Source organism: Adhaeretor mobilis, from assembly GCF_007741515.1.
GTDB lineage: Bacteria > Planctomycetota > Planctomycetia > Pirellulales > Lacipirellulaceae > Adhaeretor > Adhaeretor mobilis.
Window position 1 is genome coordinate 1206628 of sequence record NZ_CP036263.1, and the last position, 22319, is coordinate 1228946.

19 protein-coding genes, 2 tRNA genes and 1 other RNA gene are annotated in these 22319 nt (G+C 56.9%); 13 read left to right on the forward strand and 9 right to left on the reverse strand.

Features of this window, described 5'->3' with window-relative positions:
- Window positions 1-88: 88 nt before the first annotated feature.
- Window positions 89-183, reverse strand: an RNA gene (ffs, locus tag HG15A2_RS04695) — signal recognition particle sRNA small type.
- A gap of 252 nt (window positions 184-435) precedes the next feature.
- On the opposite strand from ffs, the gene HG15A2_RS04700 reads away from it, so the two are divergent.
- From HG15A2_RS04700 to hemW, 7 genes are all read left to right on the forward strand, one after another.
- Window positions 436-1422: an alpha/beta fold hydrolase gene (locus HG15A2_RS04700; RefSeq protein WP_246117880.1), complete on the forward strand. Its 987-nt coding sequence runs from the start codon at window positions 436-438 to the stop codon at window positions 1420-1422.
- A 24-nt stretch (window positions 1423-1446) separates the two neighbouring features.
- Window positions 1447-2328 carry a triphosphoribosyl-dephospho-CoA synthase gene (locus HG15A2_RS04705; protein WP_218932326.1) on the forward strand — a complete coding sequence of 294 codons (882 nt, stop codon included), beginning with the start codon at window positions 1447-1449 and terminating at the stop codon, window positions 2326-2328.
- Window positions 2329-2357: 29 nt separating this feature from the next.
- Window positions 2358-2849 carry a 6-pyruvoyl trahydropterin synthase family protein gene (locus HG15A2_RS04710; RefSeq protein ID WP_145058337.1) on the forward strand — a complete coding sequence of 164 codons (492 nt, stop codon included), beginning with the start codon at window positions 2358-2360 and terminating at the stop codon, window positions 2847-2849.
- 174 nt (window positions 2850-3023) lie between these two features.
- The gene (fliG, locus tag HG15A2_RS04715; RefSeq protein ID WP_145058338.1) at window positions 3024-4013 is read left to right on the forward strand and encodes a flagellar motor switch protein FliG; all 990 of its coding nucleotides are present in this window, start codon (window positions 3024-3026) and stop codon (window positions 4011-4013) included.
- A gap of 143 nt (window positions 4014-4156) precedes the next feature.
- Window positions 4157-4229, forward strand: a tRNA-Ala gene (locus HG15A2_RS04720).
- 62 nt (window positions 4230-4291) lie between these two features.
- On the forward strand, window positions 4292-4477 hold the full coding sequence (locus HG15A2_RS04725) for a hypothetical protein (RefSeq protein ID WP_145058340.1): 186 nt from the start codon (window positions 4292-4294) through the stop codon (window positions 4475-4477).
- Between the two features lie 85 nt (window positions 4478-4562).
- Window positions 4563-5699 carry a radical SAM family heme chaperone HemW gene (gene hemW / locus HG15A2_RS04730; RefSeq protein WP_145058342.1) on the forward strand — a complete coding sequence of 379 codons (1137 nt, stop codon included), beginning with the start codon at window positions 4563-4565 and terminating at the stop codon, window positions 5697-5699.
- 139 nt (window positions 5700-5838) lie between these two features.
- Here hemW and HG15A2_RS04735 read toward each other — a convergent pair whose 3' ends face one another.
- Window positions 5839-6408 (reverse strand): hypothetical protein, encoded by a 570-nt coding sequence (locus HG15A2_RS04735; protein WP_218932328.1) that lies wholly within the window; start codon window positions 6406-6408, stop codon window positions 5839-5841.
- A 448-nt stretch (window positions 6409-6856) separates the two neighbouring features.
- Window positions 6857-7666 carry a uracil-DNA glycosylase gene (locus HG15A2_RS04740; RefSeq protein WP_246117881.1) on the reverse strand — a complete coding sequence of 270 codons (810 nt, stop codon included), beginning with the start codon at window positions 7664-7666 and terminating at the stop codon, window positions 6857-6859.
- Between the two features lie 243 nt (window positions 7667-7909).
- Between HG15A2_RS04740 and der the strand changes: the two genes are divergently transcribed.
- The gene (gene der, locus HG15A2_RS04745) at window positions 7910-9310 is read left to right on the forward strand and encodes a ribosome biogenesis GTPase Der (RefSeq protein ID WP_145058344.1); all 1401 of its coding nucleotides are present in this window, start codon (window positions 7910-7912) and stop codon (window positions 9308-9310) included.
- 83 nt (window positions 9311-9393) lie between these two features.
- On the opposite strand, the gene HG15A2_RS04750 is transcribed toward der, so the two are convergent.
- The gene (locus tag HG15A2_RS04750; RefSeq protein WP_145058346.1) at window positions 9394-9573 is read right to left on the reverse strand and encodes a hypothetical protein; all 180 of its coding nucleotides are present in this window, start codon (window positions 9571-9573) and stop codon (window positions 9394-9396) included.
- Window positions 9574-9866: 293 nt separating this feature from the next.
- Here HG15A2_RS04750 and HG15A2_RS04755 point away from each other — a divergent pair.
- A tRNA-Val gene (locus HG15A2_RS04755) sits at window positions 9867-9940 on the forward strand.
- Window positions 9941-10457: 517 nt separating this feature from the next.
- Here the strand turns inward: HG15A2_RS04755 and HG15A2_RS04760 are convergent.
- From HG15A2_RS04760 to HG15A2_RS04775, 4 genes are all read right to left on the reverse strand, one after another.
- Window positions 10458-10823 carry a hypothetical protein gene (locus HG15A2_RS04760; protein WP_145058348.1) on the reverse strand — a complete coding sequence of 122 codons (366 nt, stop codon included), beginning with the start codon at window positions 10821-10823 and terminating at the stop codon, window positions 10458-10460.
- Window positions 10824-10917: 94 nt separating this feature from the next.
- Window positions 10918-11751 carry a carbohydrate ABC transporter permease gene (locus HG15A2_RS04765; protein ID WP_145063925.1) on the reverse strand — a complete coding sequence of 278 codons (834 nt, stop codon included), beginning with the start codon at window positions 11749-11751 and terminating at the stop codon, window positions 10918-10920.
- A gap of 4 nt (window positions 11752-11755) precedes the next feature.
- Complete coding sequence (locus tag HG15A2_RS04770; RefSeq protein WP_218932330.1) at window positions 11756-13159, reverse strand: extracellular solute-binding protein; 1404 nt, start codon at window positions 13157-13159, stop codon at window positions 11756-11758.
- Between the two features lie 107 nt (window positions 13160-13266).
- Window positions 13267-14205, reverse strand: a complete 939-nt coding sequence (locus tag HG15A2_RS04775; RefSeq protein WP_246117882.1) for a carbohydrate ABC transporter permease — start codon at window positions 14203-14205, stop codon at window positions 13267-13269.
- Window positions 14206-14395: 190 nt separating this feature from the next.
- On the opposite strand from HG15A2_RS04775, the gene HG15A2_RS04780 reads away from it, so the two are divergent.
- Window positions 14396-16714, forward strand: a complete 2319-nt coding sequence (locus HG15A2_RS04780; RefSeq protein WP_145058352.1) for a penicillin acylase family protein — start codon at window positions 14396-14398, stop codon at window positions 16712-16714.
- Between the two features lie 10 nt (window positions 16715-16724).
- Here HG15A2_RS04780 and HG15A2_RS04785 read toward each other — a convergent pair whose 3' ends face one another.
- Window positions 16725-17510: a sugar phosphate isomerase/epimerase family protein gene (locus HG15A2_RS04785; RefSeq protein ID WP_145058354.1), complete on the reverse strand. Its 786-nt coding sequence runs from the start codon at window positions 17508-17510 to the stop codon at window positions 16725-16727.
- Between the two features lie 142 nt (window positions 17511-17652).
- Here HG15A2_RS04785 and HG15A2_RS04790 point away from each other — a divergent pair, with 142 nt between their 5' ends.
- The 3 genes from HG15A2_RS04790 to HG15A2_RS04800 all read left to right on the forward strand — a co-directional run bounded on the left by HG15A2_RS04790 (window position 17653) and on the right by HG15A2_RS04800 (window position 22273).
- On the forward strand, window positions 17653-20274 hold the full coding sequence (locus HG15A2_RS04790; RefSeq protein ID WP_218932331.1) for a hypothetical protein: 2622 nt from the start codon (window positions 17653-17655) through the stop codon (window positions 20272-20274).
- Between the two features lie 252 nt (window positions 20275-20526).
- Window positions 20527-21318 (forward strand): Nif3-like dinuclear metal center hexameric protein, encoded by a 792-nt coding sequence (locus HG15A2_RS04795; protein WP_145058358.1) that lies wholly within the window; start codon window positions 20527-20529, stop codon window positions 21316-21318.
- A gap of 133 nt (window positions 21319-21451) precedes the next feature.
- Window positions 21452-22273 carry a glycosyltransferase family 2 protein gene (locus HG15A2_RS04800; RefSeq protein WP_145058360.1) on the forward strand — a complete coding sequence of 274 codons (822 nt, stop codon included), beginning with the start codon at window positions 21452-21454 and terminating at the stop codon, window positions 22271-22273.
- The last annotated feature ends 46 nt before the right edge of the window (window positions 22274-22319 follow it).

Below are 22319 nucleotides of genomic sequence, written 5' to 3' on the forward strand. Positions count from 1 at the left end.
GATCCCAAGCAGCTTCTCCCCTCGCTTACGCTTCGGGTTGCGATTTTTCTAGGTAGAGAGTTAGAACACAACGCTAGAAGTCGGTCGTCGGCGAGAGGCCCCCACACAAAGAAGCTCAAACTTATGGCTGCTGCGTTTCCACCCTGACCAGGTTCGTAAGGCCCCCATTGCAGGGACCCCTCGCCAACGACCGGCAGGCCGTGTAGATATGTTGTATGCCACGGGGCAGCCGGAGTCAAAGGGATCAACCTGAATTCGGGCCTCGTATCTCCGGACAATTCACACAATACGGTTCTCACAGTTTAGACCTACGCAGAGACGCAGCCAGCGCAGTGTTTTCTCGATTTTGATTGGTGGGGTATCTCCCCGAACTCCGCCACCTCCGCGACACTGTGTGAGAATCAGCACCTTTCCACTTTTCCGAGTCCTTGCCCCTTGCCCAACCGAAATTTACAAAGTGCTGACGCCATCCGAATTCGCGGTGAATTGGGCGATCTCTACCCCTTTACGTCCCATTGGCAGGAAACACCGCAAGGTCGGTTACACTATTTGGATGAGGGTCCCGGCTCGGGCGAGACTTCCGATGCCCCCCCTACCCTGCTCTTCGTGCACGGCAATCCCACGTGGTCGTTCCACTGGCGTGAGTTGATCGGCAAGTTTAGTGATCGTTACCGCTGCGTAGCGGTCGACCACCTTGGTTGTGGGCTCAGCGATTTGCAGCCGGAGCCGCAGAGCCTGGCCGATCATATTGAGAATCTGTCTGGCCTGATTGAGTCCCTCGATCTTCAAAATGTGACATTGATAGCACAAGATTGGGGCGGAGCGATTGGGCTGGGGGCGGTGTTGAAACTGAAGGAACGATTCGAGCGGCTTGTGTTGCTCAACACGGGCGCCTTCCCTCCGTGGTATATCCCGTGGCGAATTCGTGTTTGCCGCTGGCCGGTGGTGGGGAAGTTGATGCTGCAGGGATTCAATGCATTCTCGCGCGCGGCACTCACGATGACGGTCAATCGAGGGCCGCTCACGGAACAAGTCAAAACAGGCTACCTCGCTCCGTACCACAACTGGGAGCGACGGGCCGCCGTCTACCAGTTTGTGAAGGACATTCCTCTTTCGGCAAGTCATCCCACGTGGCAAACGTTGGCGGACATCGAAGCCGGTTTGCCGTCGCTCGGCGAGCTCCCGAAATTACTCGTCTGGGGCGAGCAGGATTGGTGTTTCACGACGGAGTGTCTGGACAAGTTCGTTGAGATCTGGCCGGACTCAACAGTACTAAGAATCTCCGACGCCGGGCATTGGGTCGTGGAAGATGCTACCGAGCAAGTGATTGCTCGCATGGAGCGGTTTCTAACCGCTGAGCCGAAAGAGCCAGCGGTCCACTTCGATCATCGTGAAGATACGAAAGGGACGCGGATCGTCTAACTATCCGTGGCATCAGTGCCATCCGTGGCTGACTCCAAGTTCGAACCACCCCTGACGATAGGCCAGTGTGCAACGCTTGCGTGCATCTGGGAGGCGACCGCCGCCAAGCCGGGCAACGTGTATCGTGGGGCCGATTTCGAGGACCTCACCTATGTTGACTTTCTCACGAGTGCGACGGTTATCGGTCCTGCTCTTGAGCGGGCGAGAGAGCAGGGCGTGGGGGCAACTGTGCTTGCCGGTGTCCAAGCGACTCGGTCGGCGGTCGGCACGAATACCAACCTCGGAATCTTACTGTTACTCGCCCCGCTAGCGGCCCAACAACCAGACGAGAGGTTGGCCGATATACTTGCCTCGCTTTCGGCCGAGGACACCAAACGCGTCTACGAGGCAATACGCCTCGCTAAACCGGGCGGACTTGGCAAAGTCGACGCAGCGGACGTCCGCGCTGAACCACCGGCGGGGTTGTCGCTTATAAATTCCATGCAATTGGCGGCGGATCGAGATTTGGTCGCGAAGCAGTACACCAATGGTTTCGCGGACGTTCACTGGCTGGCAGATCGAATTGAGACATTCGAAAACTCAGGCGAACCCTTCAGCGGCGCAATCGTCCGTGGCTACTTGGAACTGCTCAGTCGCGAGCCCGACAGCCTCATCGCGCGCAAGTGCGGACTATCGGTTGCCCAAGAAGTAGGCTCCCGCGCTGCTGCTGTCCTCGAGAGGCAGGGACAGGACAAAGAGGCTTTCGAGGGAGCCATCGCAGACTTCGACTTCTATCTGCGTAGTGACGGTCATCGGCTTAGCCCGGGCACCACTGCCGACCTAGTAGCAGCGGCATTGTTCGTTTTGCTCCGCGATGGTCGAATCGGATTCCCTCTGCGATACTACCCGTGCGATACTATTAGCTGACAAAGCAGTTGAGATACACGAGAGATTCTATGAGCGAAACTTACCGCGTGAAGATCGAGAAAGAACGCCTCGTGTTCTCTGCTGCGCACTTCATCACCTACGACGGTGATACTTGCGAGCCGCTGCACGGGCATAACTATCACGTACGGGCGGAAGTTGCTGGGCCGCTGGATGAGAATCATTATGTGATCGACTTCATTGCACTACGGGATTCCTTGCAGCGGATCGTCGATGGTCTCGACCATCGTATGCTGCTCCCGACCGAGCACGCAACGATTTCTGTCAGTCAGGAGGCTGGCGAGGTCACCGCCAAGCATGGCGAGCGTCGTTGGGTGTTCCCTGAAGGTGATTGTGTACTGCTCCCGATGGCCAATACCACGGCAGAGCTGCTGGCCAAGTGGATTGGCGGGCGATTGCTCGAATCGCTCGCACAGCGCTCGCTAGAGCCGCCTACAGAGCTCATCATCGAAGTGGATGAGTGCGACGGCCAATGGGGCGTGTGGCAGCTGAAGGTCGAATGAGCTGCGGCGATGCTAGCACTCGGGTCTGCGAGTACGTCGGAAACTCTGCCTTATCGGCAAAGTCCCCTTCATTCTCCCACTCGCGCGATCCGATATTCAAGGTAGATGCTTGGGGTCAGGCTGCGCGGGAGAGTCCCTGCGCAGTCGCTCTGCTGTCCGCCGATGTCGTCCACCATGTCCGATCTCCACCGCGCTGCGATTCTACTGACGACGCTTCCCGATGAGGAAGCTGCGGCGATCATGGCGCGCCTGGAGCCCAAGCAAGTCGAGGACGTTTCGATCGAAATCGCCCGACTGAAGAACGTGTCGGGTGTGGAGCAAGAGCAGGTGATTCGCACTTTTGCCGATTCGAACCCGGCGATGGGCTCCGACTCCGGCGGCATGGATCGTGCTCGCTCGCTGATGACGAAAGCGCTGGGCCAGAACGCTAGTGCGGCAATTGATAATGTGCGGCAATCGATTGAGGCCGTGCCGTTTTCGTTTCTGCGGACGGTCGATAACCAGAACATTCTTACGTATATCATCGACGAGCATCCGCAAACCATTGCGTTGATCCTCTCCCATTTGCCGCCGGCAACCAGCTCGCTAATCCTCGCCGGGTTGGAACCGGAGCGTCAACTCGCGGTCGTGCAGCGCATTGCTAATATGCAGCAGACCAACCCGGACATTATTGCCGAAGTTGAGAAGGGGCTTGAGCGCCGCATGTCGAGCGTCATGAGTCAAAGCTTCGAAAACGCCGGTGGCGTCGACGCTGTGGCTGAAATTCTTAACGTGAGTGATCGATCGACCGAGAAGGCGATCCTCGAGAGCATGTCCCAGGAAGACCCTGATTTGGTCGAAGAGATTCGCCGTCTCATGTTCATCTTCGAAGACATTGGCAAATTCGGCGACAAAGAGATTCAAACGGTGCTCAAACACATCGAGAACTCGCAATGGTCGCTCGCACTCAAGTCGGCCAGCGTGGAGCTGCGAGAGAAGGTCTTCAAGAACATGTCGCAGCGGGCAGCCGACATGTTACGCGAAGAGATGGAGTTCATGGGGGCGGTGAAACTCTCGGCTGTGGAATCGAAGCAGCAGGAAATCGTCGACGTAGTGCGGCGCTTGGAAGATACCGGAGAAATCGAGATCAACACCTCGGGCGAAGCGGAGCAGTTGGTCTCCTAGCGCTGGCTAGTAGCTCGGTGCCTCTGGCTTGTTTGGTGTTTGCGATACCCTACAGACTTCCGTCTACTCAGCCAGGATGGCCGAGCTACTCTCCCTGTGGTAGACACTCTCCATGCAGGGCTTATAATTCGCTTTAACCGCTTGGGGCGGTAGCTCAGTTGGGAGAGCGCTGCGTTCGCAATGCAGAGGTCGGGAGTTCGAATCTCCTTCGCTCCACTAGGCTCATGACAACTAGGTTTCTATCTTCCTTCAATGCGTATTCCTCGGAGACACCACGGATGAACCTCAATCAGTTTTACAACGAAGTTTCCCGCAAAGCTGATACCAAAGGGACTTCGATTACCGTCGCTGAAACCAAGCGGGTACTCTCGGAGATGTTTCTGTTGCTGGCGAAAATGGATGCTGCTGATGCGACCTCCATTCTTGCTAAGGGGCTCGCCTCCGCGAAGAAAAAAGGCAAGTAGGTGCTTATAGTTCCCCGGCTCAAGCCGGCTGGTCGGCGCGAGTTCCTGCTGCTGCAAATGCCGATTCATGCGGAACTGCTAACTCATGGCGCAACCTAGCTCTTGGCCCCGCGCCGCTTACCTGCATATTCCCTTCTGCCGTCATCATTGCGGCTATTGCAATTTCACGGTCGTCGCTGGTCGGGACGACTTGGTGGGGGATTTCCTGCGCGCAGTTGAGTTGGAACTGCAAAGCCTGGAATCGCCACGGGAAGTCGATACGCTCTATTTCGGCGGCGGAACGCCTACGCACCTGCCTGCGGCGCAGTTAGAGCAGCTGTGTGAACTGGCCAAGCGCTGGCATCCACTGGCCGACGGCTACGAGTGGACCGTTGAAGCCAACCCGGGCGATTTGGATGTGGAACGCATTGAGGTGCTCGCTCAGCAAGGTGTCAATCGCGTGAGCCTTGGCGTGCAGTCGCTCAACAATGGGAAGCTGGCGAAGCTCGAACGGGATCACACGGCAGAGGATGTCCGGCGTGTGATCGCTCAACTTGAAGAAGCAGGCATCGGCGTTTCGATTGATCTCATTTTCGCGGCTCCGGGCGAAACATTAGTCCAGTGGCAAGCGGACGTCGAAGCGGCACTTTCTTTCGCTCCCAACCACTTGTCCGTTTACGGACTGACTTACGAACAGGGCACGACGTTTTGGAATCGACGGTTGCGGGGGGATCTCTCGGAAGTCGAGGAGGAGAGCCAGCGAGAGATGTATCTGTGGTCAATCGACCGGCTCGCAGCGGAGGGCATCCTACAGTATGAAGTGTCGAACTTCGCGCGGCCCGGATTCCGCAGTCGCCACAACCAGGTTTATTGGGCAGCGAAAGAATACTACGCCGCCGGTCCAGGCGCTGCCCGTTACGTGGACGGCGCTCGTGAGACGAACCACCGCAGCACGACGGCCTACTTGAAACGCGTGCTTGCCGGCGAATCACCCGTTGCCGAACGAGAAGTCTTGGACGAAGTGCAACGTAACCGGGAGCGAATCGTCCTGGGTTTGCGTCGAAATGAAGGCATCAATCGCGAAAACTACCTAGCAGCCACCGGCCGGTCTCTCGATGAAGTGGCCGGAGTGGAATTGGCGAAGTTCATCGAACTGGGATTGCTAGCCGACGATGGGAACGCCGTGCGGCTCACAAGAGAGGGGCTACTGGTGAGCGACAGCATTTGGCCGGAGTTGCTGTAGATAAGTGCCTCCGACCTTGGTGCTTGCAGTAGATCGTAGGGTATCGCCGAGTGGAGCGAGGCGTACCGTGCACGAGGGCTCGGTATGCCTCGCTCAACTCGGCAGTACCCTACAAGGAACTCAGCCAGGATGGCCAAGCTTACATCGGCGCTCGCGGTAACTCGCGAGGGTAGGGCGGGTCGAGCATTTCAGGCGGCAGCTCGTCCATCTCGTCCGCCCAGACTTGGCGTTCTTCACTACTTGCGTAGTAGGTGAGCCACACCTCGGGGTCGCCGCCAGTGTTCGCACAGTCCCAGTGTAGATAGTTGTTTCTGCGTTGCAGCATCTTCTCTGGCGAGGGAAGAATGTCGCGATAGACCAAGCAGTATAGCTGACGATCGGTCAGGTGGTCGGTAAAGTCGAGCACTACGTGCTTCTCATAGAGCTGACCAATTGTGCGATACAGCACCTGACGAAGCGACTGGTCTTCGAGATCATCCGGATGGGGGAGCTTTAGCTTCGGTTCGAACCAATCACTGATTGGCAAGATTGGTGCTCGTTCCCATTCCAGCATCGACTCAAGAAACTCGTTCTCGCTGGTGGTACTCATCACACCTGCGTTCACGCGGCCGATTGATTCGTCGAAGAGTGGTTCGAGTGCATCACGGAGTTGCGCGTTTCGCAATAAGTGATCGACTTCATCGGAGCGTGGCGAATTTGGGTAAATCATAGCGGCTAAAATTGCTACCTGAGGGTTGCCGGTTTTTGTTGATTCCGGCTTGTGTTTAGTTCTCAATTCGATGGCCTGCCCTAGCCACCGCAGATTCACAACCGCGTAAGTACGTCCGCTACGCGGTGTCAACGTCGGCCCTTCGCTGCCAACATGTCAAACATTCCATGTTGCAAAAAGTCATCGTCAAGATCGACTCTATCAAGCCCACAGCCCGCTGGAAACACTTTTGCGCCCCTTGGAGGCAGAGTTACGGAAATGCCCAAATCAGGATCGTTACGACCGGCAATCTCCACCCAGGCTGCCGCAATACAGCTGGCAATGACGGCAAAGTCGTGGGGAGAGGTCGATGCTTCAGGTCCGAGCTTGCAGGGGAATGCTCCTTGAGCACTCCGACTCTTCTGGCCCGGGGCGCTGAAGCCCCCCGGATTTGATGGTCCCACCTGAGTTACTCCACCGGCGTGCCCATCTCTCGCATTAGCAGCTGCATGTCTTCCCAGCAGTCTTTCTTCGCGCCAGGGTTCCTCAGTAGATATGCCGGGTGATAAGTACACAGCACCTTGATTCCACGATAGTCGTGTAGCTGCCCCCGCAGGCGGCCAATTGAGGTGGTAGTTTCTAAGAGATTCTGAGCAGCAACCGCGCCGAGGCAGCAGATGAATTCAGGTTCGATCAGCTGCAACTGTCGAATGAGGAATTGTCGGCAGTTCTCGGATTCTTGCGGCGCTGGATTCCGATTACCCGGCGGGCGGCATTTCAGAATGTTAAGAATGTAAACATCCTCACGCTCTAGGCCGCAGGCGGAGAGTATTTTCGTGAGTAATTGTCCCGAACGTCCGACGAACGGCTCGCCCTGGGCATCCTCATCGGCACCGGGTGCTTCGCCCAGCAGGCACAGGCGGGCAGCCGGGTTGCCAACCCCGAATACGGTTTGCGTGCGAGTGGTGGCCAAGTCGCCACATAACGTGCAAGCAGCGACCTCCTCGGCGAGTACTGGCAAAGTTGTCGCCCTCGAAATCGCGACTCCGGAGGGTGCAATCGGAACCGATTGCGTTGACGGTAACGCCTGCGGTTTCGCCGCTTGCGGCTTAGCAGGAGTTGGAGCAGGAGTTGGGGCAACCGTTTCCTTGGGTGCCGCTAAGCCGCGAGCGGCTGGATCGGGCACGTACTCGACGTGCGGCAATTGACCAACGCCTGCGGCCGCTAGGGAGGCTAATTGCTGCTCTAGGGCTCGTTTCACGTTCATTGAGTCTGGCATCGAGTCTAGCATCGGGTCCGGGGATGAGTTTTCATGCATAACCCACAGAGTTTAAGCTCCTGGCCCGGGCCAGTCGAGCAAGCGTGCCGGCGAATTCCTCCTTTGGCTTCCCTCCTTGTGGTCCGGGTGACTATGATGGAGTACCCCCCGGAGCTGGTCTTAGCTCTGTCCAGAGCTTGCTAAAGTTCTAACCTTGAGCTTGCAGCTGTCCCTTGAGTTTCAAAGAAGTGTCCGGATTCCCCCATGGCTGTCCCCAAAGTAGTTATCGTCGGTCGCCCTAATGTGGGCAAAAGCAGCCTGTTTAACTGGCTTGCGGGAATACGTGTGGCCATTGTGGAAGATCGTCCTGGAGTGACGCGCGACCGGGTGTCCTACCTAATGGAGCATGATGATCGGTTCTTTGAGATGATCGATACTGGCGGCATGGGTATCGTGGACGAGGATGACCTCACCCAGCACATTGAAGACCAAATCAACACCGCCGTCCACTCGGCCGACATCATCCTGTTCGTGGTGGACGTGAAAGAGGGACTCACGACGCTCGACGAGGAGGTGGGTAGCCGACTACGGAACCTCGACGTCCCTGTGCTCTGCCTTGCCAATAAGGCAGATGCGGAGAAGCACGACGATCTCGCAGCCGACTTCTACCGGCTGGGTCGTGGCAAGATTGTGCCCGTGAGCACCAAGGAGAATCGCAATCGAGGTGTGCTGCTTAATTTGATTGTCGATCGCCTGCCTGCCGAAGAGGCCGACGAGGAGCACGCCGGCGACGAGCCTGAAATGAAAGTGGCCATCGTAGGCCGTCGCAATGTGGGCAAGAGCACGTTTGTGAATACGCTTACGCAGACGAAGCGCATGATCGTGAGCGAAATTCCCGGCACTACGCGTGACAGCGTCGATGTGCGATTCGAACTCGATGGCAAAGCATTCGTGGCGATCGACACACCCGGGCTGCGTCGCAAGGCAAGCCGCGGCGCGTCGATCGACTTCTACGGAGCCCATCGCGCCGAACGCAGTGTCCGCCGGGCCGATGTGGTGTTGTTGTTCCTTGATCCCACCCAGCGCGTGAGCAAGGTTGACAAGCAGCTGTGCGACTACATCAGTAAAGAATACAAGCCCTGCATCTTCGTAGTCAACAAGTGGGACCTGATGGTGGGTTCCATGCCGACGGAAAAGTGGGTTCGTTACCTGTACGACACTTTCCGCACCATGCGCTACGCGCCTATTGCCTTTATCACTGGTGAGACCGGCAAAAATGTGAAGGCACTGCTCAACCACTCCCAAAACTTGTTCAAGCAGTCGCGGCTCCGTGTGCCCACGGGGCAGTTGAACCGCCTACTGCGTGATGCCGTGAGCCGTAATCCACCGCCGATGTACCAGAATCGTCGCCCGAAGATTTACTACGGTACGCAGGTTGGTATCCAGCCGCCCACGATTGTGCTGTTCTGCAACGAGCCGGCAGCCATCCCGCGACCGTACCAGCGCTACTTGCTCGGCGCAGTCCGCGATCAGCTGCACTTCGAGGAAGTGCCCATCAAGCTCTACCTGCGTAAGAGGCAGCAGAGCGACCAGCGTGATGATGTGGCCGTCGAAGACGAGCCCCAGACTGAGGGCACTACTAAGGAAGCTTCAGCAGAGTCGTAGGGCTTTTCGGCATTCAATCCGTGGCGCGAGCCTGGGGTTGAAGCTTATAGCAGCCGACCGATGACAGCAAAGCGGTGAGTGGATTACTCGTAGGAAATTTCGCCTGCCGGATCGGCAGGTGATACCGCGGCAGGCGACACCGCCGCGCTGCGAGCATCTTCCGGCGCAGCACTGTCGTTGCTACCCACGGTAGCAAGCAGTCCGGCCGTCCATGCTGCTAGAAAACAAAGCAGCTCGCCATAAGCGAGTAATTGGCGTCTCATCGTAACAATCGCCCAAAAAAATTTGCTGTCGCGTGCCTTCATTAGGAGCTTTGGCACAACCATGTGCACGGGGGGAGAGAACCGACCTGTAGCTCGCAACGGCATTTCGGCAATAGACCCCAATGATTGAAACGTTTCAATCCCGTTTAGCTGCTATCTCCAGAGATTTATGGGTTCATGAGGAGGACTTTAAGGGGCAATTTCCCGGCTGCTAGCACTACCAGCTACCGCGAAGAGGGGGTATACTGGCGGGTCTGCTGGAGGAATCTTAACGGATCCCTCGGCAGAAGCGAGGGCGATTAGCTCAGTTGGCTAGAGCACCAGCTCGACAAGCTGGGGGTCACAGGTTCGAGCCCTGTATCGCCCACTCAATTAATGAGCCAAGCCTGAATTTCCTGTTGGCGGTAGCGTCTGAGAGTGGCGTTTCGTTTTCCGGTGCCACCAGGAAATATCAGTTTGGCCGCAGTTTTGTTGGGGCAAGCCTGACTTTCCAGATGGCCGCGACGTCCAGTGGCGAAGTGCTACCGAGTGGGGCCATCAGGAAAAACCAGTTTGCCCGCGTTCGCGATGCGGTTGGTTTGCCGTATTGCTCAATCCGTATTCACCCTTTTTGATAGGTCGAATGACGCACGACAAGCGTGCATGACTTAACAACTCAACTTTTGGAGCATTTCCCTTGGGAACAAAAAAATCAGGAAAAGGTCGCCGTAAACAAGGTCGCAAGAAACGGCGCATGCGAGCGAAGATTCGCCATCGCAAGAAATGATAACGTTCCCAGGACGTTGCTTTAATGAGATAGACAACTCAGCCGGGCGGTTCGTAAGAACCGTGCCGGCTGTATTCATGGCTCCGGTGTTTATGCGAGCTGGCTTTGACTTCCGGTGTTAATCAATTTCAGCGTTTGGCGTTCTTGGTCTGCGGCGAGCAATTGTTTTCTCAATGATTTTCCGGATGAACTCAGTAACCTGGGCGCACGCAACCGCTGGGAAAAGCACGACCATCGCAAATCCCACGATCTCCGTCAGTAGTGTTGGCTGCCAGCCTCGATTCACGGCAAGTACCTTATCTGGTGACTGCCACTCAAGCACTAGGTAGGTCACAAGCGTGAATGCCGACGCTACAAGAAATGATCTTATCGAGCGGTTGTTCTCTGGTCGCCTTAATAGTGCGCCGTAGACGGTACCAACTACTGCGCCAGCGAATGCGATGGGTATGTAGTAATATCCTGCGAGTACCAAAGAGACTGTCAACGCGATTAGGCAGCATGCTAATGTAAAGACTGCTAGCGTACTTCGCAGGCTAAATCGCAATGGCTTCTTCGATGGTTTTTTACTTGGCGTGACTCTATCCCTTCAGCCCCGTAGTCGCAATCCCTCGCAAGAACAACCGTTGCGCCAGGAAAAACGCCGCCACAATCGGCAAAGTGAACAGCACTGCTGCCGCCATGAGCAGATGCGTTTGTGTGGAGTGCGAGCTCACGAAGCGCTCCAAGCCATAGGCAAGCGGGAAGTGCTGCGGATCGTTCAGGTACAGCAGGGGCCCGCCGTAGTTGTTCCAGGCGGCGACAAATTGCAGCAGTGCAACAGTTGCCAGTGCCGGACGGGCCAAGGGTAGGGCGATGCGCCAGAGGATGCCTAACTCGCTTGCGCCGTCCATGCGGGCCGCTTCGATCATGTCTTGCGGGATGGTTAAGAAGAACTGCCGCAGTAGAAAAATGTAGAAGGCGTTCCCTAAGAAGGTCGGCGCGATGAGTGCGCCCAAGCTGTCGTAGAGCCCCAACTCACGAATGAGCAGGAATCGCGGAGCCATCGTCACCTGCCAAGGCAGCAGCATTGTGGCGATCAGCACGGCAAACAACAGGTTGCGTCCCGGGAAGCGAAGCCTGGCGAAGGCGTAGGCGGCCAGCGTGCAGGAAAATAGTGTGCCCGCGACGCTGCCCAGACATAGCACGAGCGTGTTCACGAGGTACCGCAAGAACGGCATCGCGCTGACGGCTTCGCGATAATTCTCCCAACGTAGCGGGCTAGGCCACCAGGAATACGGTGCATTGGCTATTTGCTCAGGCGTTTTTAGTGACGTGAGAACCATCCACACCAACGGTATTGCAAACAGCGCCGTTGCGAGCACGACGAGCACCTTGCCCGCGATGTTGCTGGAGGTTTCATGGTTGTCATTCATCGCGTTACTCTTCATGAAGCACCTCCTCAAGCCGCAGTCGAACCCGCTCAGCCGCACCATGCAACACCGCCTCCGGCGTAGCCGTTCCCTCACGAAACATCACGTTTTGAGCCGCCCGTTTCACTTGCTGCAAATAGTAAGCGGCTACCGGCAAGGGCGGGGTAGGATGCTGGTTTTCACTGCTGGCAAGTTCGACAAATACGTTAAGTAGCGGTTCGTCGCGCAGTGCCTGCTGATAGGCGGGCTGGTTGACCACTTCATGCGAAACGGGGATCCAACCGCCATCGGCACACGCCTGCGCGGCCCGTGCTTCATTATCCAGACCAGACCAAAACTTCATAAACTCCCAGGCGCCTTGCGGGCACTTCGAATTCTTGGGCACGATGAAGGAGTTGCCGTTGACCCAGCCGGCGTTTTTAACGCCGCCGGGTGGTGGGGGGAGCGGGACGACGGTGAACTTGTCTTGGGGGGTGTCCTCTTCCCCTTGGACTGCTAAGCCGCCAGCGCCGGTGTCGCGGGCGGCGGCGAGGTCACGGAGCCTCCATTGGCCGTCCATCATGACGGCGTAGCGCCGGTCGGCGAGCATTAGGAATGACGTGCCGGTGAGCGCCTGTTCGCCGGAGCGGAAGGATGATACCACGCTCGGTCCGTAGCGTTGGCTGTAGCCGGCCATCCACTCTAGTGCTGCGACGTTCTTGGGGTCGTCCGCGGTGATCATGCTTCTCGTTTCAGAAGCTGCGGGATTCCAAAACGTGCCGCCAAATACCACGCCCCATGCCCACAGTCGGTCGGGATTGGGTAAGAAACCCATGCGCTGGTATTCCTGTTGCCCCGGTGGAGCAATCGTCTCGGCGATCCGGTCGAGATCCGCAATCGTACGTGGAAGCGGCAGGCTGTGTTCTTCGAGCATTGTCTGGTTGCAATACAAGGCGCGAATGTCGAGCCCGTTGGCCAGTGCGTACAGTTTTCCGTCGTAGCTGCCCAGTTGCTTGGCGGCCGGGAAGAGCCAATCGTTGAGGCGGTCAAGTTCCTCGGGCGTGGCCATTTCACCGAGCGGTAGCAGCACATCGCGATGCGCCCAGTCGGCAATTACAGGCTCGTCGTGATTCAGCAAATCGGGCGGATCGCCGCCGGCTACGCTCAAGAAAAACTTCAAGTCGAGGTTATTCCCCGGCATAGCAATCGCACGCACGCGGTACTGTTGCTGCGACGCGTTGAAGTCGACAACGATCTGCTCGACGATGGGCCGATCTTCCCCGCCCCAGAAGTGCCAGAAGATGACTTCCTCAGGTTGAGATGCAGTTTCGCTGACCGGCTGACAACCGAACAGCAGCAATGAGAGCGTGAACAGCAGGGCAAGGCGACCTCGGGCCTCAGGCTTCGGACTTCGAGGCTCGACAGTTGACATTGCTAGACCTGAAGCCCGAAGCCTGAAGTCTGAGGACTTCACAACTGCCTTCGAGCAAACTTGGTGGCACATTTCTGCTGATTGCCGACTGTCTACTGACCATTTCTTCATTGATGCACCCACTTTCGCGAGGTGCGGAACAACCACCACGTGGCCATCGCCACGATCACAAACAGCAGCCACGCCATCGCTGACGCGTAGCCCATGTCGAGGTCTTTGAATGCGGTGAGAAATAGGTAGAGCGACACCGTCATCGTGGCCCCTGCCGGGTCGCCTTGACCATCGCTCACGAGGTACACATCCGTGAAGGCTTGCACAGATTGAATAAGTCCCATGACCACGTTGAAGAAGATGACCGGCGTGAGCATGGGAAGCGTAACGTGCAAGAACTTGCGCCACGGGCTTGCGCCGTCGATCTCTGCCGCTTCGTACAACGCGCGAGGCACGTCACCGATCGCTGCTAGATAGATGACCAGCAAATTGCCGATGCCCCACACGCTCATCAACACCAAGCCATCTTTGGAACCGAACACACGCCCGCCTGCGTCGGTAGGCCAGCTCGTGGGCCAAGCGGCGGCACTCGTGCCGCGGAACCAATTCTGGGCAGGCAGCTCGAGCGTGGTGAGCGCCTTGTTCACGAGGCCCGCTTGCGGATCGAGCAGCCACATCCACAGCACGGCAGCCGCGACTGTGGGCACGACCGCCGGCAGAAAGCAGAGCGTCCGCATCAGCGTGCGCCCGCGAATAGTCTGGGAGAGCAAGGTGGCCAGCGAGACTCCGACGAGGACCGACAGCAGAACACTAGCGACTGCATAGTAAGCGGTATTGCCCAACGCTTGCCAGAATTGGCCGCCGGTGGAGATGTCCCTCGCAAGCCGGGCATAGTTGCTACCACCTACCCAACGTGGCTGGCCCAGTAGGTCGTACTCACAAAAGCTCCACCACAGCGAAGCAGCAAATGGGTAAAGGGTGAGTGTTAGTAGGCCAAGTACCCACGGCCCGGTCATAGTGAGACCAGCGATTAGTTCTTGGCGTTTTAGTGACATGAATGGGACGTTAGGAATGGAACGTTAGCCGTCGAGCTTGCTCGCCGCGAGGTTGACGGGAGGTAAAGACTTCCGACCTCGGGCTTCGGGCTTCAGGTTAGTTCGGTTAACATAGCACAAATAACAAGCCTGAATCAGCATCTCACCTCCGCGTCGACAAAGGTCGGCGGCTAACTCGTTACTGTGATAAATGGAACCGATTTCGACAAAAGCCGCCAAGTGCGAGTTCACCGCCGTTCGCGACGAACACGGCACGCCGCACGTAACGGCCCCCACGTGGCAAGAGGCGATTTACGCACTAGGTTTCTTGCATGCCACGGATCGACCGACGCAGATTTTCTTTTCACGCACCATTGCCAGTGGCCAAGCGGCCGAACGCATTGCGGACAAGCCGGAACTTGTCGAGACGGACCGCTTTTTTCGTCGAGCCGGTTTGCACCTGGGAATTGAGTCGGACGCGGACTTGCTGCGTCCCGACATCCGCCAGCAGTTGGATTGGTACTGCGAAGGAGTCAACGATGCCCTACAGGACGCCAGCCGTTCGCTGCCGATGCTGGTTACGGGTTTTCACCCTCGGCCTTGGAACCCTAGTTCCGTGCTACTGATTGGCAACCTACTGAGTTTCGCCGGGTTAGCCGTCGGAGAGCAGGAGAACGAGCGGCTGCTCGTGGATCTTGTCCAAACGGGCGTCAAGCCGGAACTCCTACGCGAGCTGTTCGGTCCGTACCTAGATGATGTTGACTTAGAGGTTCTCAAAGAAGTGAACATGGAGCGACGGCTCTCTGACGACGCGCTGGAAATGCTTGTCGATCTCCCTCGCCTCGCAGGCAGCAATGCCTGGGCCGTGAGTCCGCGCCGCAGCGCGACCGACCATGCCCTATTGGCTTCTGACCCCCACCTGGAGATCAATCGCTTGCCGGCCATCTGGTACGAGGTTGCACTCCATTGGGGCAACGAGAAAGAGGGCACAGCACAGTACGCCATGGGTGCGACACTGCCTGGCTGCCCGCTGATGGCTGTGGGGCGCACGGAGAAACTTGCGTGGGGCGTCACGTATTTGCACGCGGACACGAGCGACTTTTTCATCGAGGACTGTCGGCGCAAAGACGGAAGGGGGAAGGCGAAAGGGGGAGAGGATTCCTTGATTGGGTCTCATGGAGAATCCGAGGAGAGCCATCCCGATAAGACTGATCCAAGCGAAATATGGCAGTACCGGCGCACTGACGCCGCGGGCGACGACCAGTGGCACGACTTCCGAGTGCGCGATGAGCCGATTCATCGCAAAGGGGACGAGACGCTCCACTACCAAGTCTTTGAGAACGACCAAGGCACGCTCGGTCGCGATCTCACAGGCGGCGAGCCAGGCAAGTATCTTTCGGCAAGTTGGATTGGCAGTGCCGAGGGGGCCGGCAAGTCGATCGGTTGTTGGCTGGACGTAATTCATTCCGAGAGCACCCGCGAAGCGATGGAAGTCGTGAAGGAGAATCCCCACCCGTCGCTGGTGTGGGTGCTTGCTGACAAACAGGGGCACATCGGACGTCAAGCCAGCGGTTGGCTCCCCCAACGCGCCGCCAGACATACCGGCGTGGTACCTGTTCCGGCCTGGAACGCAGAGAACCACTGGCGTGGCATTCAGCCGAGTGACCACCTGCCGAGCCTCTTCGATCCGCCCGAAGGTTACGTGGTCAGCGCGAACGAAGATCTCAACCGTGCCGGCGAGTGGCACATCAATACGCATCGCCTAGCCGATTATCGCAAGCGGCGTATTGTGGAAGTGCTCCATGAGAATCGTGCCGTCACGGTCGAGGACATGCAAGCGTTGCAGTACGACATTCTTAGTTTGCAGGCGCGAGATCTGCTGCCTGTACTCTTGCCGCACGTGCCTGAAGGAAATCTGAAAGAATCGTTAGTCAATTGGGACCTGCGCTACACGCCTGAGAGTACAGCTGCCACGCGGTTTCAGCATTTGTACCGCCATGTCCTGCTAGAAATCTTCGGCCATGAGACAGGCATCGGCTGGCGACGGATGTTTTATTTGGCAACGCGCATTGGATACTCATCGATGGTCCTAACCGCGATTGACGGCCTGCTCAAACGGCAGGATTCTCTCTGGTGGGACGGTCGAGACAAGCACGAGTTAATCCGTTGCGCTGCAGAAGCGGCCAGTGCGGAAGAAGCTCATCCCTGGGGCGAAGTGAATTCCTTTCACTTTGCCAATCGCTACTTCGAGAAGAGCCGCGTGGGTCGCATGTTAGGGTTCCACACCGACCGTATGCCGATGCCCGGTTGTCAGGCGACTCCGTTCCAAGGTCACTTGATGCAAACTGCGACACGCGAGTCAAGCTTTGCACCTAGCTACCACTTCGTTGCGGAGCTAGGCACCGACGAGGCCTGGACAAATCTGCCGGGTGGAGCGAGCGAAAGCCGTTTTAGCAAATGGTATAAGAATGACATTGAGCGTTGGGCAGCCGGGGAGTATCGCAGATTGAAAGCAATTGCCAGCGAATAATTCCTCTTGCTCAGAGCGATCGCAGGAACTTCACCGCGTTGGTGCAGTCCTCGATTAGATTCTCAGACCCACTTCGCTCGACCGTGATCCAACCCCGATAGTTGTGCTCTTCCATTGCACCAAGTAGCGCCGGCAGATCCGCGCTACCACGGCCCAGTTCGACACTTGTTGAACTTGTCTCGCCGAAGCCGCGTACCGCGTCGTTCGCGAAGACATGGCAAACGTGTTGGCCGACGCTTTTCAGAAACGCACTTGGCGAATCGCCACGAGCGATAAGTGCAGCCGGGTTCAAGTCGAGGCCCAACGTACCTGCAGGCAACGCTTCAAGAAGCGCGGTGAGTTGCTCGATCTCTGCCTCCGGGGCATGAGCAGCTAGGCTGACACCTAGTCGATTTCCATGCACTCCGAGCGTACCAAGCACATCCAACAGTGTCGTGTAGCTGGAATCTTCGCTCTCGGGGATGCTACCCAGCGTGAAGACCATCGTGCGGGCGGAAAGCTCGCTAGCCAGTCGCATCGAGGCTATTGCGGCGTCCATACGGCGTTGGAGATCGTCAGCGTCCGCGTAGCCGCGTCGGGTGGGAAAGGCGACTGATCCAACCCGCAAATTTAGATCATCCAGCATTTTCCGAAATTGACGCAGGCCAGTTTCGGATAATTCGGACGGGTGGACTTCGCGGCGCGTATCGATTTGCACACCGTCGTACTCCAAGCGGGCAGCCGTGTGCAATGCTTTCTTAATGGGTTGAGATAGGCTCAATGTCTTAAGTGCAATTGGGTTCTGGAGCATTGGCATAGAGTTCTCAGTTGTCAGAGTTCAGTTTTCAGTACCCGGCAAAAATCTCGCTCAATATAGCACTACCTACCTACCATTCTCCCCCGCAGTGAAGTGTTCGATCAAGCACTGAAAACTGCCAACTTACAACTCGTCTCCCCTGATGCTCTGGCTTGCCAAACTTCTGATATTGTCCGCTCTCGCAGCGCCAACGGCGAGTAATGCTCGTCAGACCGACGCGGTGCCGATCTTCTATTGTGACTTTGGCGACCAGTGGGACGTGAATTTCGACCACTGGCCGGACCGCTGGACACGTGTCACCGGCCCCGATCTGCCCCACTACATTGAAGCGGCCCTTGTCAAAGAACAGACGGCCAAGGGGGGACGGACGCTTACTATTCGTGCCAACGGCGGAAATGCCCGTGCAGAAAGTCCGCTCGTGGCAGTCTCGTCTAAGTTCGGATACGTGGCAGAAGCTCGCATACGTGTCGAGGGGATGCAATATGCACGTGCCCGCGTCAATCTGGAGTTTTGTGATGATCAGCAGCAGGTGATCCAGACGGCCTATGGAGAGTGGTTGCGGCGTACCGATGATTGGCTAGTTGCGAGGATCGACCGTGTGAATCCCGACGATCAGCAAATTCAATACGCGCGATTCGTACTGCAACTTGAAGAAGGACCTCGTGCAGACTTGCAGGGGACCGTCTCGCTCGACGACGTATGGCTGGCCCGTCAGCCTAAGATGGTGGTCAGCACCAACAGTCCCTCGAATGTCTACACCGGCCTTAACAATGTTGAGATTACCTGCGAACTCTCGGGCATTCGCGAACAAGACCCTGAGATTCTCTTCGAACTCCTTGACGCTAGTAGCCTTAGCTTGTCGAACGATCGCATCCAGCTTGAAGGTCGTCTGATTACCAATGAGGTCCACAAAGCTTCCGATTTCTTTCATCCTGGTACGGATACGGAAGCTAGCTACATAGGCAAGACGACCTGGCGACCTGAGATCACTGACTACGGTTTTTATCGAGTGCGCGTCACGATGAGAACCAAGAAGGGGCGGCTGGACGAACACATGGTCACGTTGGCAATTGCTCCCCCGCTCGAGCGCCCAGATGTGGGTGAGTTTGGTTGGTCGTTGGCGAACGGACCGACGCCCTTAGATTTCGAGGAGCTTGGGGTTCTCCTGCCCCAGGTAGCAGTCAACTGGGTGAAGCTGCCCGTTTGGCTCAGCGCCAACGACCCCAGTGCACTGGATGAGTTGGTGATTTTCACCGAACAGCTCTCGGCGAAAGATATCGAAACGGTAGCAGTCCTCGATCGACCATCCCGGAACGTCACACTGCCGAGTGAGTTGTCTGAGACAGTATCCATCGCCGATGCGCTTTCTGGCGAGTCCTCTTCCTGGTTGCCCACGCTCGATCCTATCCTTACACGGCTTTCGTTGCGTGTGCGCTGGTGGCAGTTGGGCAACGATCACGACTGGAGCTTTTCCGGCTTGCCGGACCTCGAAGCAGAGCTTGCCATCCTACGTGAATCGCTCTTTCGGTTCGGTCAGGATGTGAAGTTGGGGATTGGCTGGAAATGGATGATTGCTCAAAGCAGCTCGAAGCTGGCCACCTGGGAATTTCAGCAGTACTCAGCAAGTCCGGCACTCACCGGTCAAGAAATTGGCGAATATCTCTCGCTTCCGAAGCGTACAGGAGTAAATCGCTGGGTACTTATAGAGCCGCTACCGGAGCAGGAGTACGACTTAGAAACCCGGGTCCGCGATCTGGTCGAGCAAATGCTTGCCGCCAAGATTCATGGTGCCCAAGCGGCCTTCGTCGCCTACCCGTTCGACAAGCATCGTGGCCTGATGACCCCGCAAGGTACGCCGGGAGAGCTGCTGCTGCCTTGGCGCACGACAGCGTCATTGCTTTCAGGTGCTCAGTTCTTAGGGAGCTTGCAGTTGCCCGGTGGCAGCGAAAATCGCATCTTCATGACTCCACAGAACGATGTTGTGATGGTCGTCTGGAGCGAGCATCCAACGCAAGAAGTGATTCACCTGGGAGACGAGGTACGAGAAGTCGATGTTTGGGGGCGAGAACATGTCCCCGCCCAGCAGGGACATCGGCAAGTCTTGGAAGTAAGCACGCTGCCTAAATTCGTACGCGGGCTCAATTCAGCAATCGCCCGCTGGCGTATGTCCGTGAAATTTACTGAGATCCATGTTCCGAGTGTGTTTGGAAAAGCCCATGAGAATCGCGTCGAATTTCGCAACTACTTTCGACAGGGTGTGGGAGGTTCGTTGACGCTCGCGACGCCCAAAGGCTGGAAAGTTGGCCCGCACGAGTTAGACTACAAGGTCGGCGCCGGTAGCCTTGAGCGCAAGCAGTTCGACTTAACCTTGCCTTTTGACGCCAATAGCGGCAGTTCCGACGTGCGGTTGGACTTCCAGCTTTCTTCTGACAAGGACTACCAATTCAGTGTGTATCGGCAGCTGGCCGTTGGCGATGGTAGCATTTCACTGGACGTCGCTAGTCGACTCGATCGCGACGGACATCTCATCATCGAGCAACGCATGGCAAACGATTCTGAGAAACTCGTTGACTTCAAGTGCTTGCTGTTCGCTCCGGGACATCGACGCCAGCGGATCCACGTATTCCAATTGGGGGCGTCCGAGGATCTGCAAGTCTATCGTTTGAAGGATGGGGCGAACCTGATCGGTAAAGAGATTTGGCTGCGAGCAGAGGAAGTTGATGGATCGCGAGTACTGAATCACCGATTTGTTGCCGAGCCGTAGCTCAATAGATCGCAACCCGAAGCGTAAGCGAGGGAGAGACTGTGTTGGCGCTGCCCCTCGCTTACGCTTCGGGTTGTGATTGTCGGGGGGCTCTCCTGCGGCACTATTCGGCGCAGGAGAGCCTGAATAGTCGAAGTCCCTCGCTTACGCTTCGGGTTGTCAGGGACAAACTTAACCGGGTGAATCAAGATAGAAGTCGTGCTATGATAACCGTTTCGGCTTTCTCCCTCCGCCACACACGCTCCCACACTCATGCCAAAGATCAGCGAACTAACTGCAATTCTCGAGACGTTTGCACCGGTGGAGCTCGCAGAGGATTGGGACAATGTGGGGCTGTTGGTCGGAGATGAAGATACGTCTGTCGATCGGGTCATGACTTGCCTGACCATCACGCCAGCCACCGTTCAGGAAGCGATCGAAGGCAAGGCGGGCCTCATTGTGTCTCATCACCCGCTACCTTTCCAACCGCTCAGAGCCATCACTTCGCAAACCACATCGGGCCGATTGTTGCTAGAGCTCATCGCTCATCGCATCGCTGTCTACAGTCCACACACGGCTTTTGATTCGGCGCAAACGGGCATCAATCAGCATTTGGCAATTGGGTTAGGGTTGGAAGAGATTCAGCCGCTTATTCCCTCCAGCGATACCGAGCCGGATGTTGGTGCTGGCCGGTGTGGCATCGCGGGTGAGCCGCTAACCCTACGCGACTTAGCTGAGCGATCGCAAAGCTTCCTTGATACCGACCGTGTCCAGCTAGTCGGCTACGATGAACAAGAAGTCGCCCGCGTGGCTATTGCCTGCGGCAGTGGTGGCAGCTTTCTAGAAGCGGCAGTCAAGGCAGACTGCCAGGCGTTAGTTACCGGGGAAGCTAACTTCCACGCCTGCTTAGAGGCTGAAGCCCGAGGCGTGGGCTTGGTTCTCGCTGGGCACTTTGCTAGCGAACGTTTCGCGCTGCTCACACTTGCGGACTATCTGTCAGATCAGCTCGCAGGTGTCGAAACCTGGGCCAGCCGATCGGAACGGGACCCGGTGCGTAGACTGTAGTACGGAGCTACTACTTCGCCCTTTTCGGCTTAAATTTGACCCCGCTGGCGTGAGGACCAATAATGTTCTCTCTATGTCCCCCCAAGACATAGAAACTTTTGTAGGCACCACAGGAGCATTGCGAAGTATCATCATGTCCTCCCCACAACCCACCAATTTCACGGCTGCTGGCCTCCGCTTCCTTACCGCTTTGCCTGTCTTCAATGAAGAGAAGCACGTTGATCGCGTGCTCGATGAGGTTCGCAAGTACGCGACCGACATTCTCGTTGTCGATGACGGCTCTACTGATGGCACGGGGGCGTGTCTTGCGGAGCGAGATGATATTTCGGTCGTGACTCACGAGCAGAACCAAGGCTACGGTGCTGCACTGAAAACGGCTTTCGAGTACGCGATCGTCCATCGCTACGACGTACTCGTCACGATCGACTGTGATGGTCAGCACGAGCCCCAACGAATTCTTGCGTTGGTGAATGCTTGCGATCCCAACTCGAACTACCCGGCGGACATCGTGTCAGGGAGCCGCTATCTTGATCCAGATGCAGAGGTGAATAAAGCGCCCATGGATCGCCGGCGGATCAATTTGCAAATCACCGAAGAACTCAATTGTCGGTTCGGACTGAATCTCACTGATGCGTTCTGCGGTTTCAAGGCCTATCGGGTGCAGGCACTCGCCGTGCTGCACCCGCAGGAAACGGGCTATGCGATGCCATTGGAGCTGTGGGTGCAAGCAGCCGCGCACCGCTTGCGAATTATTGAACGCTCGGTGCCGTTGGTGTATCTGGAAGAGGAACGCACCTTCGGCGGCGCTCTGGACGATGGCGATACGCGGCTACGCTACTACCATCGCGTGATCGATCGTGCGATGGAGGCTTGCCAAAAGGCGTTTGCACTGCAAGACGAATCAAAATCTGGCTCAGGCGCTTTCCAAGGGACTTTTCCCGAAGCTTGCCTGTAGGTGCGTTACTGTGGATATGTCCCGATCTCTAGATGACCGTAGCTCT

What these genes read in the sequence shown, in the direction of transcription:
- HG15A2_RS04710 (WP_145058337.1), top strand. Translation starts at nt 2,358, where the DNA reads ATGAGCGAAACTTACCGCGTGAAGATCGAGAAAGAACGCCTCGTGTTC.
- fliG (WP_145058338.1), top strand. Translation starts at nt 3,024, where the DNA reads ATGTCCGATCTCCACCGCGCTGCGATTCTACTGACGACGCTTCCCGAT.
- HG15A2_RS04725 (WP_145058340.1), top strand. Translation starts at nt 4,292, where the DNA reads ATGAACCTCAATCAGTTTTACAACGAAGTTTCCCGCAAAGCTGATACC.
- hemW (WP_145058342.1), top strand. Translation starts at nt 4,563, where the DNA reads ATGGCGCAACCTAGCTCTTGGCCCCGCGCCGCTTACCTGCATATTCCC.
- HG15A2_RS04735 (WP_218932328.1), bottom strand. Translation starts at nt 6,408, where the DNA reads ATGATTTACCCAAATTCGCCACGCTCCGATGAAGTCGATCACTTATTG.
- HG15A2_RS04740 (WP_246117881.1), bottom strand. Translation starts at nt 7,666, where the DNA reads ATGCCAGACTCAATGAACGTGAAACGAGCCCTAGAGCAGCAATTAGCC.
- der (WP_145058344.1), top strand. Translation starts at nt 7,910, where the DNA reads ATGGCTGTCCCCAAAGTAGTTATCGTCGGTCGCCCTAATGTGGGCAAA.
- HG15A2_RS04750 (WP_145058346.1), bottom strand. Translation starts at nt 9,573, where the DNA reads ATGAGACGCCAATTACTCGCTTATGGCGAGCTGCTTTGTTTTCTAGCA.
- HG15A2_RS04765 (WP_145063925.1), bottom strand. Translation starts at nt 11,751, where the DNA reads ATGAATGACAACCATGAAACCTCCAGCAACATCGCGGGCAAGGTGCTC.
- HG15A2_RS04770 (WP_218932330.1), bottom strand. Translation starts at nt 13,159, where the DNA reads ATGTCAACTGTCGAGCCTCGAAGTCCGAAGCCTGAGGCCCGAGGTCGC.
- HG15A2_RS04775 (WP_246117882.1), bottom strand. Translation starts at nt 14,205, where the DNA reads ATGTCACTAAAACGCCAAGAACTAATCGCTGGTCTCACTATGACCGGG.
- HG15A2_RS04780 (WP_145058352.1), top strand. Translation starts at nt 14,396, where the DNA reads ATGGAACCGATTTCGACAAAAGCCGCCAAGTGCGAGTTCACCGCCGTT.
- HG15A2_RS04785 (WP_145058354.1), bottom strand. Translation starts at nt 17,510, where the DNA reads ATGCCAATGCTCCAGAACCCAATTGCACTTAAGACATTGAGCCTATCT.
- HG15A2_RS04790 (WP_218932331.1), top strand. Translation starts at nt 17,653, where the DNA reads ATGCTCTGGCTTGCCAAACTTCTGATATTGTCCGCTCTCGCAGCGCCA.
- HG15A2_RS04795 (WP_145058358.1), top strand. Translation starts at nt 20,527, where the DNA reads ATGCCAAAGATCAGCGAACTAACTGCAATTCTCGAGACGTTTGCACCG.
- HG15A2_RS04800 (WP_145058360.1), top strand. Translation starts at nt 21,452, where the DNA reads ATGTCCTCCCCACAACCCACCAATTTCACGGCTGCTGGCCTCCGCTTC.